The following is a 15,221-nucleotide window of genomic DNA, read 5'->3' as shown; positions in this document are numbered from 1 at the left end:
TCTTGGCTGCAAAGACTTAACAAACAACCTTGAACGATCTTGCTCTTATCCCGATAACGGAGGGAAGCCGATGGCGCCTACTGACATCTTTTCAAAAAGATAGGTTCAGCTCATTGCTCACAGGGGCATTTCCATACAGGGCACATCAGATGGCTCTCACCTATCCATCCTCTCTGTAGATGTGCAGACTGTTGTACTTCTCCTGATCGTCGCATTCCATATTTATAAAAGAAAACCAGCCAATACTTACTGACCGTTTGCAATTACTTGCTGTGCGCGTGCAATCACCTTGTCGCGGCCGAGCAGATACAACGTCTCTGCCAAATCACGACCATGCGCCTGGCCAGTTGCTCCTACGCGAACCGGCATAAACAACGCCTTGCCTTTGTGACCCGTTTCCTTTTGCACGTCCTTGAGTACCGCTTTAATAACATCCACATTATATGCATCCTGGGCAGAAAGGTGTTTCACAAAGGAAGTCAGTACTTCCGGCAATTGCGGTTCTTTCAGCACCAGAGTTGCTTCTTCATCGTACACCACTTCGTCGAGGAAGAAAAGAGCTGCCAACGGAACGATTTGCGCACAGTAGGACATTTGTTCCTGGTACAGACCTACGATACTGCGAACCCATTCGCGCTTCTCGGCAGACAAATTCTCTTCGATGAAGCCAGCCTTTTGCAGATGCGGGATACACATGTCTGTAATCATATCCAGCGGTTGGCGCTTCAAATAGAAGTTGTTCATCCAGTTCATCTTCGTTGCATCAAAGACAGCTGGCGACTTGTTCACGCGGTCCATAGAGAACAGCTTGATCAGATCTTCCATTAAGAAAATCTCTTCTTCGCCACCTGGAGACCATCCCAAAAGAACAAGGAAGTTCACGATTGCTTCTGGCAAGAAGCCGAGGTCACGATACTGTTCAATGAACTGAAGAATGCTCTCGTCGCGCTTGGACATCTTTTTACCGTCTTGGTTGAGGATCAGTGCCAAGTGAGCAAAGTCAGGCGCTTCCCACCCAAACGCTTCATAAATCATCAATTGACGAGGCGTGTTGGACAGATGCTCTTCTCCACGGATGACGTGGCTAATTTTCATCAAATAGTCGTCCACTACAACGGCGAAGTTGTATGTAGGAATCCCATCCGGACGGCAAATAACGAAATCGCCCATCTCGTTGGAGTTGAATGTTACCTGGCCACGAATCAGGTCGTTCACGACATACTCGCGATCATCCTGAACGAGGAAGTGAATGGATGGCACTCGGCCTTCTGCTTCGTATTGAGCACGCTGCTCGTCCGTTACATGGCGATGCTTTTCCAGAATACGTGGCGTTTCTCCACGCGCGAGCTGTTCTTCACGCTCTGCATCCAGCTCTTCTTTTGTCGCGTAGCAGTAGTACGCTTTGCCTTCTGCCAGCAGTTGATCGATATATTTCCGATAAATGTCCAGGCGCTCTGTTTGACGGTACGGTCCATATGGTCCACCAACGTCTGTACCTTCTTCCCATGTTACGCCGAGCCATTTCAGGTTTTTCATTTGTTCTTCGTCCGCATTTTCCTTATTGCGCGTTTGGTCCGTATCTTCAATCCGAACGATGAATGAACCACCGTGATGTTTCGCAAAAAGATAATTGAAGAGCGCTGTTCGCGCACCGCCGATGTGTAAATGCCCCGTAGGACTCGGCGCATAACGAGTGCGAATTTCTTTCGCCATTGGTAGCACCATCCTTATGAATGTAAAAGGCTATAACCTTGACCTAAGTAAAAACGTATCTAAGGCTTTATGTTACACCTTGCCCCTCTACTTGACAAGCAAGCATACCGCCTGAGCAGCGATTCCTTCTCCTCTGCCTGTAAAACCGAGTTTCTCCGATGTCGTCGCCTTCACATTCACTTGCGAGAGATCGTCTGCCTCCAACACGCGGGCAATGACTGCACACATTTGCGGGATGTACGGCGCCATCTTCGGTGCTTGGGCAATGATCGTTGCATCCACGTTTCCTAAACGGTAACCGCGCTCCCGAACCAGCTTCCATACATGCTCCAGCAGCTTTACGCTATCGGCATCCTTGAAAGCCGGGTCTGTATCCGGGAAATGACGACCAATATCCCCCTCACCAATCGCACCAAGAATCGCGTCACTAATCGCATGGAGGAGAACATCCGCGTCAGAATGCCCTAGCAAACCTTTTTCATACGGGATGGTGACGCCTCCGATAATGCATGGACGTCCCTCTACCAATTGATGCACGTCAAAACCTTGTCCAATACGCATGAGCTACTCTCCCTTTCGTTTCCGCAATATCTCTTCACCAAACCACAGATCGTCTGGCGTCGTAATCTTAATGTTCTCATAGCTTCCCTGCATAATCGATACCGGATGACCCAGCCACTCAACCAGCATCGCATCATCCGTACCCAGCTTCCCCGCTGCCTCAGCTGCCTGATGTGCCTCTCGCAATAAAGACATACGAAAAGCTTGTGGGGTTTGAATCGCCCACAAGCTTTCCCGTGCCGGAGTTGACTCTACGAGTCCATTTGCCCCCACCACTTTAATCGTATCTTTGACAGGTACTGCCATGATCGTTGCCTGATCTTGTTGCACCTGTTTGATCATGTCACTGATCTGTTTGCGAGTGACGAAAGGACGGGCAGCATCGTGAACTAGTACGTAATCGCAATTTGCGGATAGTGATGCCAAGCCGTTTCTCACACTGTCTTGTCGCTCTGCTCCACCCAGAGTAACCACGACCGCCAGCTTTTCAGCCGAGATCCAGGCCATAACTTCTGCGTGGTCTGCTTCACTCACCACCAGCACGACTTCATCAATGTCGGGATGAGTGGCAAAAAGACGTACCGTATGAGCCAAGATCGGCTCGCCCGCAAGCGGTAACCACAACTTGTTTCGTTGTCCACCCATTCGTTTACCCGAACCGGCTGCAACGATCACGACACCCGTGCTCACTGATTCATCCCTCTCCTGTTGTCTTTTCTATAATGCTCGTTCCAGTAACTTTGGTTTGGCGAAGATCATACGTCCTGCTGAAGTTTGCAGTACACTCGTTACGAGAACATCAACATCGTTTCCGATGTATTCTCGTCCGCCCTCTACAACAATCATCGTGCCATCGTCCAGATAAGCGACACCCTGACCGTGCTCTTTTCCATCCTTGATGACTTGAACGTTCATCTCTTCTCCAGGTAAAACTACGGGCTTGACTGCATTTGCCAAATCATTGATGTTCAATACCGCAACACCTTGCAGCTCACATACCTTATTCAGGTTAAAGTCGTTTGTTACGACCTTTCCGTTAATGAGCTTTGCGAGCTTGATCAGCTTGCTGTCCACCTCGGATACTTCTTCAAAATCGCCTTCCCAAATCTGAACCTTTACCTTCATTTCTTTTTGAATCTTGTTCAAGATATCCAGACCCCGACGACCGCGGTTTCTCTTCAGTACATCGGAGGAATCGGCGATATGCTGCAGCTCCTCTAACACAAATCCCGGAATGACCAGTACCCCTTCCAGAAAGCCGGTACGGCAAATATCTGCGATGCGTCCGTCAATGATGACACTGGTATCGAGAATTTTATTTTCCAAGTTAACGGCAGTTGTCGCACTTTCCTTTTTCCTGTCCTTGCGTCCAATCGAAAATACCGACATAATCTCGTCCCGCTTGCGAAATCCTACCTGGAAGCCCAAATAACCGAGCAACCCGGAAACAATTAACGGCAAAAGATCTCCTACAAATGGAATCGGAATTTTACTGATGGGCAGGAATAATAAGAATGCAACAATAAGACCACTAATCAACCCCATCGCTCCGAACATCACATCGACAACCGGCATTTTGACGAGTGACTCTTCACCCCATCGAACGATGCGCAGAACATAATCCACAACCCAATTCGCTAAAAAGAAAAACAAGATGGCACCCAGTATAGCTCCAATATATTGCGATCCGGCTACTACACCAAAGTTTAACAATGGATCGAGCAACGAAAACAATTCGTCACCAAATCGATACCCCAATCCGCCACCAATCAAAACAAAAATGAATTTTCCTACTCGGCGTAACATGCCTTCACCTCCTTTTACTAATATAGACAGAAGCCTAAGAGTAAAACCCTATTTTTTTCCAAATCATTATAATGCTTCATTTTACTTTCCCTCACTATAGCAAAAAAGATTTTGCCATGTCAAATAGCCAAAAATTTTAACATAGTTGTCATTTTCTCGTCAACCCGGGAACACTCGTTTCCTTTGATGATAAATTGACAGAGAGCTGACTCCCTTCTTATAATGTCAGTATCGTAATGAGAGAAAATTATGACGATACCAACAGCCTAAAGCAGAGGTGAACCAGATGGACAATCGAAACATAGACGACTTTCAAACGCAAGTATCGGAGCTTTTGATCAGACATCGTAGCGTACTGGACGTCATGTCCAAAGTTCAGGAAACGGCATCCCGCATTAACCGTTCACTGACAAAAGCCATCACCGAATGCGGCTGTGTCGAAGTGGTTGCCAAAAAACAGACGTACGATTCGAACAAAAATCTGGAGGACAACAAGTCCCATTTGGACACCCACTTTAACGGACCGCTGTGCGAGCATTGTCGCGATGTAGTTACTGCTGAACTTGGCAAAAACATCTTCTACCTCACTGCTTTGTGCAATATTACTGACATTAAGCTAGAAGATGTGCTTCAGAAAGAATCCAACCGCCTGAATACTTTGGGTGTCTTCAATCTGTCTTAAAAGTCCGTTACTCGTATTACGAATGAACCCTAAAAAAAGTTGCATACAAAAAAGAAAAACCCGCACATTGATGTGTGGGTTTTTTTAGGTCGTAACTATTCAAACGGAACGGTTTCTTCCTCTTTGTTTTTACGCTTGCGTAATTTTTTGACGAGAAAGTCAACGTTTTTTTTTATTCCGTACAGTGCATAAAAAGCAAGTGGCAGGAAAACGATTTTTGGAAATTGCTGCGGGTACTTAATCGCTACAACAACCACAATCGCGATGATAATGGGTGTGATCCAGTAAGCAGACTTTGGAATCCCCACTTTTTTAAAGTTAGGATACTTGACCTTTGATACCATCAAAAAGGCAAGCAACAACATACTTACGGCAAGCAATACCGGAGTGAATACCTGGTGATAGAGTGCGAGCGTAGCCAGTACGCCCCCCGCTGCCGTAATCGGCAAGCCGATGAAATACCCCGGAACCCCGGCCTGTACGTTAAAACGCGCCAAACGTAGCGCACCGCAGATCGGAAAAATGGCTGTAATGAGAATCCCAAGCAAATCAAAGTGTTGCAAGACGACAACATACATGATGAACGCTGGTGCAATCCCAAATGTAATAACGTCAGAAAGGGAATCCAATTCCTTCCCGAACTCACTTTGGGCATTCAACATACGAGCTACACGTCCATCCAGCCCGTCTGCCAGCATACCAATGATCACTGTGATCGCTGCATATTCGACGTATTGATCGCCTCGAAACGCAAGAATAATTGCTAAAACTCCCAGAAACAAATTGCTTACGGTTAGTATGTTCGGTAACGATTTCACGAACATAGACTACCTCCTGATTTCTTTTGCGTAAGGAGCAGTTATCCTGTTGACCTTGTTTTTATCCAAGTCCCTTAGGCAAATGCTGAATACAAATAATGCCTTTATCCTATTCTACTTTAAATGTGCCTGTCAATGAACACTTGTTCTTGAATCCGTTTCAGTCCCTCTTTAATCGCTCTCGCTCGAACCTCGCCAATCCCTTCCACTTCGTCTAATTCCTGAATCGTTGCCATCATGATTCGAGGCAGATGATGAAAATGTTCTACCAGATTCGAGATGATCGTAACGGGCAGACGCCTGATCTTGTACAGGATCCGATAACCTCTAGGGGAAACCGATTCATCCAGCATACTGGCATTGGAGGAATACCCCAGCGTTCGCAAAAAAGAGGTGAGCTCCAGCATTTCCTCCGAGTTTAATTTTTTCATGTCCCGCAGCACAAGATCAGGTGAATAGGATGCATCTCGGGAATAATCCCGGATAAGCATATGAGCCTCTTCCTCAATGTTTGAAACCAGTTCCTCCAACTGCATACTGACGAGCCTTCCTTCTACTCCTAGCTCGCATATGTACTTGGAGACCTCTGTCTTAATACGTAACACCATCTCAATCCGTTGCAAAACCGAGGCAACTTCGTGCAAAGTAACGAGCTCCTCGAATTCTAACGCACCGAGATTCGTCAAAGTTTGATCAAGCACGGCCTTGTATTTCTCAAGGGTAGATACAGCTTGATTCGCCTTGGCCAAAATGACACTAATTTCGCTTAAAACATACCGGAAATTCCCCTGGTATAGCGTGATTACATTGCGACGCTGGGAGATAGCAATGACCAGATGATTCGTTTGAATGGCCGTGCGTTGTGCTGTACGATGCCGTGTCCCCGTCTCGCTCGTGGGGATTGAGGAGGGCGGGAAGATTTGCGTATTTGCGTACAGGATGCGTTTTGCGTCTTCACTTACTATAATCGCCCCATCCATCTTCGCTAATTCATACAAATGGGCAGGAGAAAAATCACAATTGATGGAAAAACCGCCATCGACAATCGACTTCATCTCCGGACCGCACCCAATAACGATCAAACCCCCGGTTTTGGCCCGTAAAACATTTTCCAACCCTTCACGAAGCTGTGTACCGGGTGCCACGAGACGAAGCACATCACCGATTTGCGGAGTTCTTTTGATGTTCCCCTGCATGCCCACTCCTACCTCCTTATCACCTCGTTCAACGCATCGGCAATATTGCTCACACCAATTACTTGAATATCTGCTGGGGCATCCAGACCGCGGATGTTTTTCTCTGGTATGATGACACGCTTAAAGCCCAATTTATGTGCTTCTCGTACTCGTTGCTCAATACGAGAGACACCGCGTACCTCACCAGTCAAGCCAATTTCTCCGATAACAACATCATGCGGATTGGTAGCGTGGTCACGGAAGCTGCTTGCAATGCTTACGGCAATCGCCAAATCAACTGCTGGCTCATCCAGTCTGACCCCACCTGCTACGTTTACATATGCATCCTGATTTTGCAGCATCATGCCCATGCGCTTTTCCAACACTGCCATAATCATCGCCACACGCTGATGGTCGACCCCTGTTGCCGTTCTCCGTGGGGTTACAAAGCTGGTCGGGGCAACGAGAGCTTGCAGCTCAACCAAAACGGGACGTGTGCCCTCCATACTGGCTACGACCGTGGAACCCGCAACGCCAAATGGACGCTCTGCCAAAAATATCTCAGATGGATTCGCCACTTCCTCCAAGCCGCGATCCTTCATTTCGAAAATACCGATTTCGTTTGTCGAACCAAAACGGTTTTTGACGGCGCGCAAAATTCGAAACGTATTATGGCGCTCCCCTTCAAAATAGAGAACAGCATCCACCATGTGCTCAAGCATACGCGGACCGGCGATAGAACCTTCCTTGGTTACGTGACCGACAATGAAGGTACCGATCCCTTTTCCTTTTGCAATTCGCATCAATTGAGCAGTAGCCTCGCGCACTTGTGCGACGCTCCCCGCAGCCGATTGGATCGTCGGGTGAAACACGGTCTGGATCGAGTCAATAATCAGCACATCCGGGTCTACTTGATTAATATGCTGTTCAATCAAATCCAAATCATTTTCTGCCAATACAAACATCGGCGGCGTTTGCATATGAAGTCGATCCGCGCGAATTTTGATTTGTTTTGCCGACTCCTCTCCCGATACATAGAGAACCTTCGCCCCTTGATGAGCCAAGGCAAAAGATGTCTGCAAAAGCAATGTCGACTTTCCGATTCCGGGATCTCCCCCCACCAAAATGAGTGAACCCGGAACAAGCCCTCCACCTAGAACACGATTCAATTCTCCTATCGTCGTATCCATCCGTGGCTCTTCTTCACTGGCTACCTGGGTTAATGGAATCGCAGATTGGCGCTGGCCTCCGCTCAGCCCTTCGTGACGATGGGCATTTTTTACCGTCACTTCCTCTACCAACGTGTTCCAGCTGCTGCATCCTGGACATTTCCCCATCCATTTTGGCGATTCATAGCCACATTCTTGACACGCGTATTTCGTTTTATACTTTGACATAATCGCACCCTCACTTGGATTTCTTTCTCTACTTTTATCATAATTACGCACCCAAAAAAAGAATACCTCCTGAATCAGGAGGCATTCTATTACGTTTCAACAGCTTACGATTTCGTTTTTTCGAGGCGCTTGACTACCAGCTTGCCTTCTTCGGCTTCGATATTGACGGTATCGCCTTTACTGATCGTACCCTTGAGCAATTCCTCAGACAAATTATCCTCGATGTGGCGCTGGATAGCACGACGCAGAGGACGTGCACCATAAGCCGGATCAAAGCCTTCTTTTGCCAGTACTTTCTTGGCTTCTTCGGTCAATTGGAAATCAATGTCTTGCTCTTTCAAACGTTTACGCAGCTCTTCTGTCATGAGCGATACGATTTGCTCGATGTGCTCTTGCTCCAAAGAGTGGAATACGATGACTTCATCGATACGGTTCAGGAACTCAGGACGGAAGCTCTTCTTCAGCTCATCCATGACTTTGTCCTTCATATCCTGATACTTTCTTTCCGAATCGTTGGTCGTAAAACCAAGCGTCGTATTTTTCTTGATCATGCTGGCTCCGACGTTGGAAGTCATGATGACAACCGTGTTGCGGAAATCGACGGTACGCCCCTTGGAGTCTGTCAGACGGCCATCATCCAATACTTGCAAGAGGATGTTGAATACGTCTGGGTGAGCTTTCTCGATTTCGTCCAGCAAAATGACGGAGTAAGGCTTGCGACGAACTTTTTCGGTTAGCTGGCCGCCTTCGTCAAAGCCTACGTAGCCAGGAGGGGCACCTACCAAGCGAGCGGTGGAATGCTTCTCCATGTACTCAGACATATCCACACGGATCATGGCATCCTCGTCACCGAAAAGCGTCTCCGCCACAGCACGAGCCAATTCGGTTTTACCCACACCGGTAGGTCCCAGGAAGATAAACGAGCCGATCGGGCGTTTTGGGTCTTTCAAGCCAGCACGGGCACGGCGGATCGCACGCGAGATGGATTTGACTGCTTCATCTTGGCCAATGACACGATCGTGCAAAATCTCTTCCATCTTCAGCAAGCGCTCTGTTTCTTCTTCCTTCAGCTTCAACACAGGAATACCCGTCCAGCTCGCCACTACTTGAGCGATGTCTTCTGGCGTAACCTCCATGTTCAGCTGGCCTTGGCGCTCTTTCCAGTCTTTTTTCGTTTTATCCAGCTCTTCACGCAGTTTTTGCTCCTGATCGCGAAGTGCTGCTGCTTCCTCGAACTCTTGTGATTGTACGGCAGCGTCTTTTTCCTTGCGTACCTCTTCCAGACGTCCCTCCAGCTCTTTGAGGTTAGGTGGAACCGTAAAGGATTGCAAGCGAACTTTGGAGGCCGCCTCGTCAACCAAGTCGATGGCCTTGTCAGGCAGGAAGCGTTCCGTAATATAGCGGTCAGACAGTTTTACTGCCTGCTCAATTGCTTCATCGGTAATTTTGACGCGATGGTGGGCTTCGTAACGATCACGTAGGCCATGCAGGATACGAATAGCATCCTCCGCTGTCGGTTCATCAACCTGAATCGGTTGGAAACGACGCTCCAGTGCTGCGTCTTTTTCGATGTACTTGCGATATTCATCCAGCGTAGTAGCACCTACGCACTGTAGCTCGCCACGTGCCAGAGCAGGCTTCAAAATGTTGGAGGCATCAATTGCGCCTTCTGCTCCACCGGCACCAATCAAGGTGTGCAGCTCATCAATAAACAGGATGATGTTTCCTGCTTGGCGAATTTCGTCCATGATTTTTTTCAGACGATCCTCGAACTCACCGCGATATTTGGTTCCCGCAACAACAGTTCCCATATCGAGGGTCATGACGCGCTTATCACGAAGGGTCTCCGGAATTTCGTTGTTCACGATTTTTTGGGCAAGACCTTCTGCGATAGCTGTTTTCCCGACGCCAGGCTCCCCAATCAAAACAGGGTTGTTCTTGGTGCGTCTGCTAAGTACTTGGATCACACGCTCGATTTCTTTTTGGCGACCGATGACTGGGTCCAGCCCGCCATCACGAGCGATTGCAGTCAGATCCCGAGCCAAGCCGTCCAGTGTCGGCGTATTCGCAGCTGGATTCCCTCCAGACGGTTGATGAGATGCCATCATTTCCGAGCTGCCAAGCAGCTGAAGCACCTGTTGACGTGCCTTGTTCAGGCTAACGCCCAAATTGTTCATGATTCTTGCAGCAATGCCTTCTCCTTCACGGATCAAGCCAAGCAGAATATGTTCAGTCCCCACATAGGTATGACCCAGTTTGCGAGCTTCGTCCATCGACAGTTCAATGACCTTTTTGGCGCGAGGTGTATAGTTTGGTGTGTAATTGCTACCGGACTGCTCTGTTCCTCGCCCGATTAACGACTCCACTTCACTCTGGATTTTATCGAGGCCAAGCCCAAGTGATTGCAGTGCCTTTGCAGCAATCCCTTCGCCTTCTCGAATGAGTCCCAGCAGCACATGCTCTGTCCCAATATCTTTGTGCCCGAGACGAACCGCCTCTTCAAGGGCAAGCGCCAGTACTTTTTGTGCTCGTTCTGTAAAACGTCCAAACATCATATCGTACACCTCCGTATAACCGTGTTTTTTCTCTATATGGTTAACAATTGCGTGATACCATTACTCTTGCGATTCTACTACGCGCAGACGCTCGCGGATCAACCTTGCCCTTCTTTCGTCGCGTTGGTCCGGAGTGAGCTTTTGACCAGCATGGTGTTGTAAAAACCCTGGCTGTGTCGTGACCAACAGTTCGTTTAGGACCAGCGGAGACACGTTTGGAATGATGCCAAGATCAATCCCCAGACGGACATCGGACAGGCGCTGAGCCGCTTCTTTGGACTCTACCGTGCGAGCATACATCAAGATGCCAAATGACCGAAAAATCCGATCCTCCAAAGAAACCCGTGTATGCTCCAGCAAGTACGTACGTGCCACACGCTCTTGCTCAATAATCTGTCTGGCTACACCGTAGAGATTGGAAAGGATATCGGACTCAGACATCCCCAGTGTGACCTGATTGGATAACTGAAAAAGATTCCCTAGAGCTTCGCTGCCCTCTCCGTAAATTCCTCTAACGACCAGACCAACTTGATTAATCGCCTGTAAAATTCTGCTGATCTGCTGCGTCATCACCAGAGCGGGCAAGTGCAGCATCACGGATGCACGAATTCCCGTACCCACATTGGTTGGGCAACTTGTAAGATATCCACGTGTCTCATCGAACGCGTAGTTCAAGTTTTTCTCAAAAATGTCGTCTATCTTCGTACCTATTTCCCATGCCTCGTTCAAACGAAACCCGGGTAATAGTACCTGTATTCGAATGTGATCTTCTTCATTAACCATAATGCTGACAGACTCATCTTTCCGAAGTAATACGGCACCTTTGCGAGATTCCTCTGCCAGATGGGGGCTAATTAGATGCTTTTCTACGAGCACGCGTTTTTCTAACGGGTTAATTTGATCCATATGGATAGCCTGGAGCTGATGCCGTTTGCGCATTGCCTCCGAATCGCTTACTTCCGTTACCTTTCTGACGACTTCCTCGCCCTGCGAGTCCGTTGCCAATAACGGAAAGGGGTGCTGGCGCAGGTTACGGGCGATACGCAGCCGTGTACTAATGACAATGTCGGAATCAGGACCTTCTCCTTTCATCCAATTGCTCCACGGGTTTTGCATAAACTGCTTTTGGGACATAACCAGCTAACCTCCCTTGCTACGATTGGGCCATTTTTTGTTCCAATGCTCGAATTCGATCACGCATTTCTGCTGCCTTCTCGAACTCTTCACTGGCGACATGACTTTGCAGCGCTTGCTTTAGTTGCTCCAGCTCTTTACGGATCTTCAGTTTGCCACCGGTGCGCTCTGGTACTTTTCCACTATGCTGTGTGTTTCCATGAATCCGGCGGAAAAGTGGGTCCAGTCGATCTCCCAAAAAGGTGTAGCAATCACTACAGCCAAATCGGCCGCTTTTACTAAATTGAGCATATGTGAGTCCACATGTTTCGCATTGAAGCGGCTTATTCGTTGCCGTTTCGCGTCCATTCTTTTGCATGGGATCAAATTTTAAAAGTCCTGACAGGAGATTGTTGATGCTGAAGTTGTGAAAGCCGGTAAAGACGTCCCCTTTTTCATGAGCACACTGCTCGCAAATATGGTATTCGGTTTTTTCGCCATTGACGATTTTCGTCAAATGAAGTGTCGCCGGTCGTTTTCCGCATTCCTCACAGTTCATATCATCATACCTCCTTTTACTTCAACAAGATTGCTGCGATCATCTGCTTTAAAATATTTGCCCGCAAACGATCCCGCAATTCAGCTTCTAAGGTCAATACGTTTCTCGAGGTAGCGATTTTCATCAAGGTGGCTTCTCTGATGTTGACTAATCCTTCCTCAAATAGTCTTTCTACGATCGCATTTCCCACGCTTTGACTGATGCTCTCACCAATCAGTTCTTCTGTTAGCAATTCTTGCAAGCGTGCTTTGCTGACAATCTGCACCTTGCGTATGCGAATATACCCGCCGCCCCCGCGCTTACTCTCTACGATGTAGCCTTTTTGAACGGTAAAGCGCGTATTGATGACGTAATTGATCTGAGACGGCACACATTGAAAATGGTCGGCAAGCTCACTACGCTGAATCTCGATCGATCCATTGGGACTGTTTGTAATGATGCTTTTCAAGTGATGTTCAATGATGTCCGAGATGTTACGCAAGTCATCGCCTCCTATTCCTCTGTGTATGTTCTTATGAGGTACCTATTGACTTTGACTATCTTTGACTTTAATTATAATGGGTTTAGTGCGTGCCCGCAAGTGTCCCTTACACATTCTAGTGTGGGCAAAAGAGGGTCGCTTGAAACTTGGACATGATCAACAAAAAAACCACTCCCTGAGGAATGGTTTATGCCTGTTTTTGTGTATTGGTGTCGATTGCTGGCAAATGATTTAGTAGCTGTGAGAAGCTGGTAATGATGATATCTGCCCCATCAAGCTCGCCTGGTTTGGCAAAGCCAAAGTCGCATCCAATGGTAAATAAACCGTTTGTTTTGCCTGCTTCCACATCGGAGTGACGATCTCCTACCATGACGGCTTGCCCGATTTTATAATCAGACAACAATTTTGCTACCAGATCATTTTTGGAATGCGTACGGAAACGGCCAGCGGAGTACAGGTCGGTCATCAGCGGTTTTAACTCGTATTCCTGACAAATGGCATCGATATATTCTTCCTGCCCATTGCTTGCTACAAACAATGCAAATCCTTTTTCATGCAGCTTTTCTAAGGTTGATTTTACATCCGGGTATAGCTCAGTCACTCGTTCTTTGAGTAACTGGATTTCATTGTCTAGCAAGAAGGCGTCTGCTGAGTGAATGGCTTCCTCACTCGCGCCCGGTAGCAATTTGTCCCAGATCTGCTCGATCGTCATTCCCAATACATTGATCAGTTCACTTTCGTCAGGGGTTTCTCCTTGCCATAGCCCTTTTTGACGAAGCTGGTCAAACGTTCGGATAAATGCGGGGGTCGACAGCTTTTCAGTTTGCAGTAACGTGCCATCCATATCAAATAATATCGCGAATGGTACAGTCATGGGTTCCTCCATTTTGTCTGGCTAGGCAGCTATTCTATTTTCCCTGGCAACATATTCATATCATCCATGATAAACTCAGTAATTCGTTGTGCAGCATCTGGCTTTGAGATTTTCTGTCCCATTCTGCGCATATATTCCACCTTGGACGGGCTATGCAATAGTTCATCGATAAAGTAAATCAACTGCTCGGATAGATTCGCGTGCACTGCACATCCATTATTGAGCAAAAAGTGGCTGTTCCTCTCTTCCTGTCCGGGCAGAGGGTTGTAAACAATCATGGGTACCCGTTTACTCATTACTTCAGCTGATGTAAGTCCGCCTGATTTGGTGACAATTAAATCAGCAGTCTCCAAGTATTCGTGGAAGTTATTGATGAATTTTAGCGGAACGACTTCATGGCGATACGTACGATTTGTCACTTTATTGTACAGCTTGTCGTTTGTCCCTGTTAACACAAAGGTTTTCAGAGGAATGTTAATCTCTTCTAACCCATCTAATACCTTTTCCATCGAGCCGAGACCCAATCCGCCCCCCGAAAGAATAATGCTCTTTTGTCCAGGAGCGAGGCCCAGCTTTTGCCGAATCAAATCGGCGTCCAATGGCAAGCTGAATTTTTTCATGATGGGAATGCCCATCGGAATGAATTTTTGATGATCCTGTCGATAAACGTCTAACAGGTAATACAGTTGCTCATGGCCGATGAAGTAATAGTTGATATGATGATTAATCCATGAAGGATGGATGGTATAGTCGGTAATAATTGTATAGATTGGTTCCTTCCAGTCATTTCTTCCTTTCAGTACGGAGAGCATACAGCTTGCAAATGGATGCGTAGCAATAAAGGCATCAGGCTGTACACTGTTGATCAGCTTTTTTAGTTTGTTTGCTAATAACTTATTCATCAGCACATTCATATCGAAGAAACGGGTTTTTTCTGTATTATGATAAATTCTGCCCCACATCTTGGGTGACAGCCTTAACAGATTCATATAGCTTTCCAGCAAAATCTTGTGAAAGGTGGGGCTAATATATTCCAGCGTATCGATGATCATTGATGTGCAACCACTCTCAGCCAAGCTTTCTTGCATAGCCCGCGCTGCCTGGTTGTGTCCGTTACCGATGGAAGCGGAAAAGATTAGAATTTTTTTCATGAACGATTCTCCTTCATAACCTCGCCTACTCCAACGCTTGGATCAGGTACCTTCTCATGTTAGTCTACCCCAAGACCCGTCTGCAAGAGGGAACTTGTCGGTCATTCGGCCTAACTTATCGACAAAATAATCGCGAGTTTGACTTTTTGCTGTAAAAACGAAAAACCTCCTTACCCATTCTGGGGTAAAGAGGTTGGATTCATTCCCTGAAAACTGAATACGCATGATTGCTAAGAGTGTGTGGATAAGTCCTCGACCGATTAGTATTCGTCAGCTCCACGCGTTACCGCGCTTCCACACCGAACCTATCAACCTCATCGTCTATGAGGGGTCTTA

Annotated in this window: 14 protein-coding genes, 1 rRNA gene and 1 other annotated feature (1 of these 16 running past the window's edge); of the genes, 1 reads left to right on the top strand and 14 read right to left on the bottom strand. The window is 47.3% G+C overall.

The window, feature by feature from the left end; genetic code table 11:
- Positions 1 to 219, bottom strand: a binding site (T-box leader) (it extends 41 nt beyond the left edge of the window).
- Between the two features lie 27 nt (positions 220 to 246).
- The 4 genes from gltX to M3630_RS28085 form a co-directional block, all read right to left on the bottom strand.
- On the bottom strand, positions 247 to 1,713 hold the full coding sequence (gene gltX, locus M3630_RS28100; RefSeq protein ID WP_173612319.1) for a glutamate--tRNA ligase: 1,467 nt from the start codon (positions 1,711 to 1,713) through the stop codon (positions 247 to 249).
- An 87-nt stretch (positions 1,714 to 1,800) separates the two neighbouring features.
- Positions 1,801 to 2,274: a 2-C-methyl-D-erythritol 2,4-cyclodiphosphate synthase gene (ispF, locus tag M3630_RS28095; protein ID WP_173612318.1), complete on the bottom strand. Its 474-nt coding sequence runs from the start codon at positions 2,272 to 2,274 to the stop codon at positions 1,801 to 1,803.
- 3 nt (positions 2,275 to 2,277) lie between these two features.
- Positions 2,278 to 2,964: a 2-C-methyl-D-erythritol 4-phosphate cytidylyltransferase gene (gene ispD / locus M3630_RS28090; RefSeq protein WP_251254395.1), complete on the bottom strand. Its 687-nt coding sequence runs from the start codon at positions 2,962 to 2,964 to the stop codon at positions 2,278 to 2,280.
- Between the two features lie 27 nt (positions 2,965 to 2,991).
- Positions 2,992 to 4,080: a PIN/TRAM domain-containing protein gene (locus tag M3630_RS28085; protein ID WP_221869266.1), complete on the bottom strand. Its 1,089-nt coding sequence runs from the start codon at positions 4,078 to 4,080 to the stop codon at positions 2,992 to 2,994.
- A 286-nt stretch (positions 4,081 to 4,366) separates the two neighbouring features.
- Here M3630_RS28085 and M3630_RS28080 point away from each other — a divergent pair, with 286 nt between their 5' ends.
- Positions 4,367 to 4,762 (top strand): DUF1573 domain-containing protein, encoded by a 396-nt coding sequence (locus M3630_RS28080; protein ID WP_173612315.1) that lies wholly within the window; start codon positions 4,367 to 4,369, stop codon positions 4,760 to 4,762.
- Between the two features lie 95 nt (positions 4,763 to 4,857).
- On the opposite strand, the gene pssA is transcribed toward M3630_RS28080, so the two are convergent.
- From pssA to M3630_RS28030, 10 genes are all read right to left on the bottom strand, one after another.
- The gene (pssA, locus tag M3630_RS28075) at positions 4,858 to 5,586 is read right to left on the bottom strand and encodes a CDP-diacylglycerol--serine O-phosphatidyltransferase (RefSeq protein ID WP_173612314.1); all 729 of its coding nucleotides are present in this window, start codon (positions 5,584 to 5,586) and stop codon (positions 4,858 to 4,860) included.
- A gap of 113 nt (positions 5,587 to 5,699) precedes the next feature.
- A complete protein-coding gene (disA, locus tag M3630_RS28070) occupies positions 5,700 to 6,776 on the bottom strand; it encodes a DNA integrity scanning diadenylate cyclase DisA (RefSeq protein WP_221869267.1) in 1,077 nt (358 codons plus the stop codon).
- 8 nt (positions 6,777 to 6,784) lie between these two features.
- Positions 6,785 to 8,152 (bottom strand): DNA repair protein RadA, encoded by a 1,368-nt coding sequence (gene radA, locus M3630_RS28065; protein WP_251254393.1) that lies wholly within the window; start codon positions 8,150 to 8,152, stop codon positions 6,785 to 6,787.
- A gap of 104 nt (positions 8,153 to 8,256) precedes the next feature.
- On the bottom strand, positions 8,257 to 10,707 hold the full coding sequence (locus M3630_RS28060; RefSeq protein ID WP_016742864.1) for an ATP-dependent Clp protease ATP-binding subunit: 2,451 nt from the start codon (positions 10,705 to 10,707) through the stop codon (positions 8,257 to 8,259).
- 60 nt (positions 10,708 to 10,767) lie between these two features.
- Positions 10,768 to 11,841: a protein-arginine kinase McsB gene (gene mcsB, locus M3630_RS28055; protein ID WP_251254388.1), complete on the bottom strand. Its 1,074-nt coding sequence runs from the start codon at positions 11,839 to 11,841 to the stop codon at positions 10,768 to 10,770.
- Positions 11,842 to 11,860: 19 nt separating this feature from the next.
- Positions 11,861 to 12,379, bottom strand: a complete 519-nt coding sequence (mcsA, locus tag M3630_RS28050) for a protein-arginine kinase activator protein McsA (protein ID WP_012683955.1) — start codon at positions 12,377 to 12,379, stop codon at positions 11,861 to 11,863.
- Positions 12,380 to 12,395: 16 nt separating this feature from the next.
- Complete coding sequence (locus tag M3630_RS28045; protein ID WP_048035636.1) at positions 12,396 to 12,860, bottom strand: CtsR family transcriptional regulator; 465 nt, start codon at positions 12,858 to 12,860, stop codon at positions 12,396 to 12,398.
- A 187-nt stretch (positions 12,861 to 13,047) separates the two neighbouring features.
- Positions 13,048 to 13,734: an HAD hydrolase-like protein gene (locus tag M3630_RS28040; RefSeq protein ID WP_251254386.1), complete on the bottom strand. Its 687-nt coding sequence runs from the start codon at positions 13,732 to 13,734 to the stop codon at positions 13,048 to 13,050.
- A gap of 29 nt (positions 13,735 to 13,763) precedes the next feature.
- The gene (locus M3630_RS28035; protein WP_173612310.1) at positions 13,764 to 14,885 is read right to left on the bottom strand and encodes an MGDG synthase family glycosyltransferase; all 1,122 of its coding nucleotides are present in this window, start codon (positions 14,883 to 14,885) and stop codon (positions 13,764 to 13,766) included.
- 240 nt (positions 14,886 to 15,125) lie between these two features.
- A 23S ribosomal RNA gene (locus tag M3630_RS28030) occupies positions 15,126 to 15,221 on the bottom strand; the annotation flags it as partial.

Origin of the sequence: Brevibacillus sp. MER 51 (genome assembly GCF_023714195.1) — a bacterium.
Taxonomy (GTDB): Bacteria; Bacillota; Bacilli; order Brevibacillales; family Brevibacillaceae; genus Brevibacillus.
This window is presented reverse-complemented; position numbering and strand designations above follow the sequence as displayed.

Coding starts and splice junctions, on each gene's coding strand:
- disA (WP_221869267.1), bottom strand. CDS start 6,776: ATGCAGGGGAACATCAAAAGAACTCCGCAAATCGGTGATGTGCTTCGT.
- M3630_RS28035 (WP_173612310.1), bottom strand. CDS start 14,885: ATGAAAAAAATTCTAATCTTTTCCGCTTCCATCGGTAACGGACACAAC.
- mcsA (WP_012683955.1), bottom strand. CDS start 12,379: ATGAACTGTGAGGAATGCGGAAAACGACCGGCGACACTTCATTTGACG.
- M3630_RS28080 (WP_173612315.1), top strand. CDS start 4,367: ATGGACAATCGAAACATAGACGACTTTCAAACGCAAGTATCGGAGCTT.
- gltX (WP_173612319.1), bottom strand. CDS start 1,713: ATGGCGAAAGAAATTCGCACTCGTTATGCGCCGAGTCCTACGGGGCAT.
- mcsB (WP_251254388.1), bottom strand. CDS start 11,841: ATGTCCCAAAAGCAGTTTATGCAAAACCCGTGGAGCAATTGGATGAAA.
- radA (WP_251254393.1), bottom strand. CDS start 8,152: ATGTCAAAGTATAAAACGAAATACGCGTGTCAAGAATGTGGCTATGAA.
- ispF (WP_173612318.1), bottom strand. CDS start 2,274: ATGCGTATTGGACAAGGTTTTGACGTGCATCAATTGGTAGAGGGACGT.
- pssA (WP_173612314.1), bottom strand. CDS start 5,586: ATGTTCGTGAAATCGTTACCGAACATACTAACCGTAAGCAATTTGTTT.
- M3630_RS28060 (WP_016742864.1), bottom strand. CDS start 10,707: ATGATGTTTGGACGTTTTACAGAACGAGCACAAAAAGTACTGGCGCTT.
- M3630_RS28040 (WP_251254386.1), bottom strand. CDS start 13,734: ATGACTGTACCATTCGCGATATTATTTGATATGGATGGCACGTTACTG.
- M3630_RS28085 (WP_221869266.1), bottom strand. CDS start 4,080: ATGTTACGCCGAGTAGGAAAATTCATTTTTGTTTTGATTGGTGGCGGA.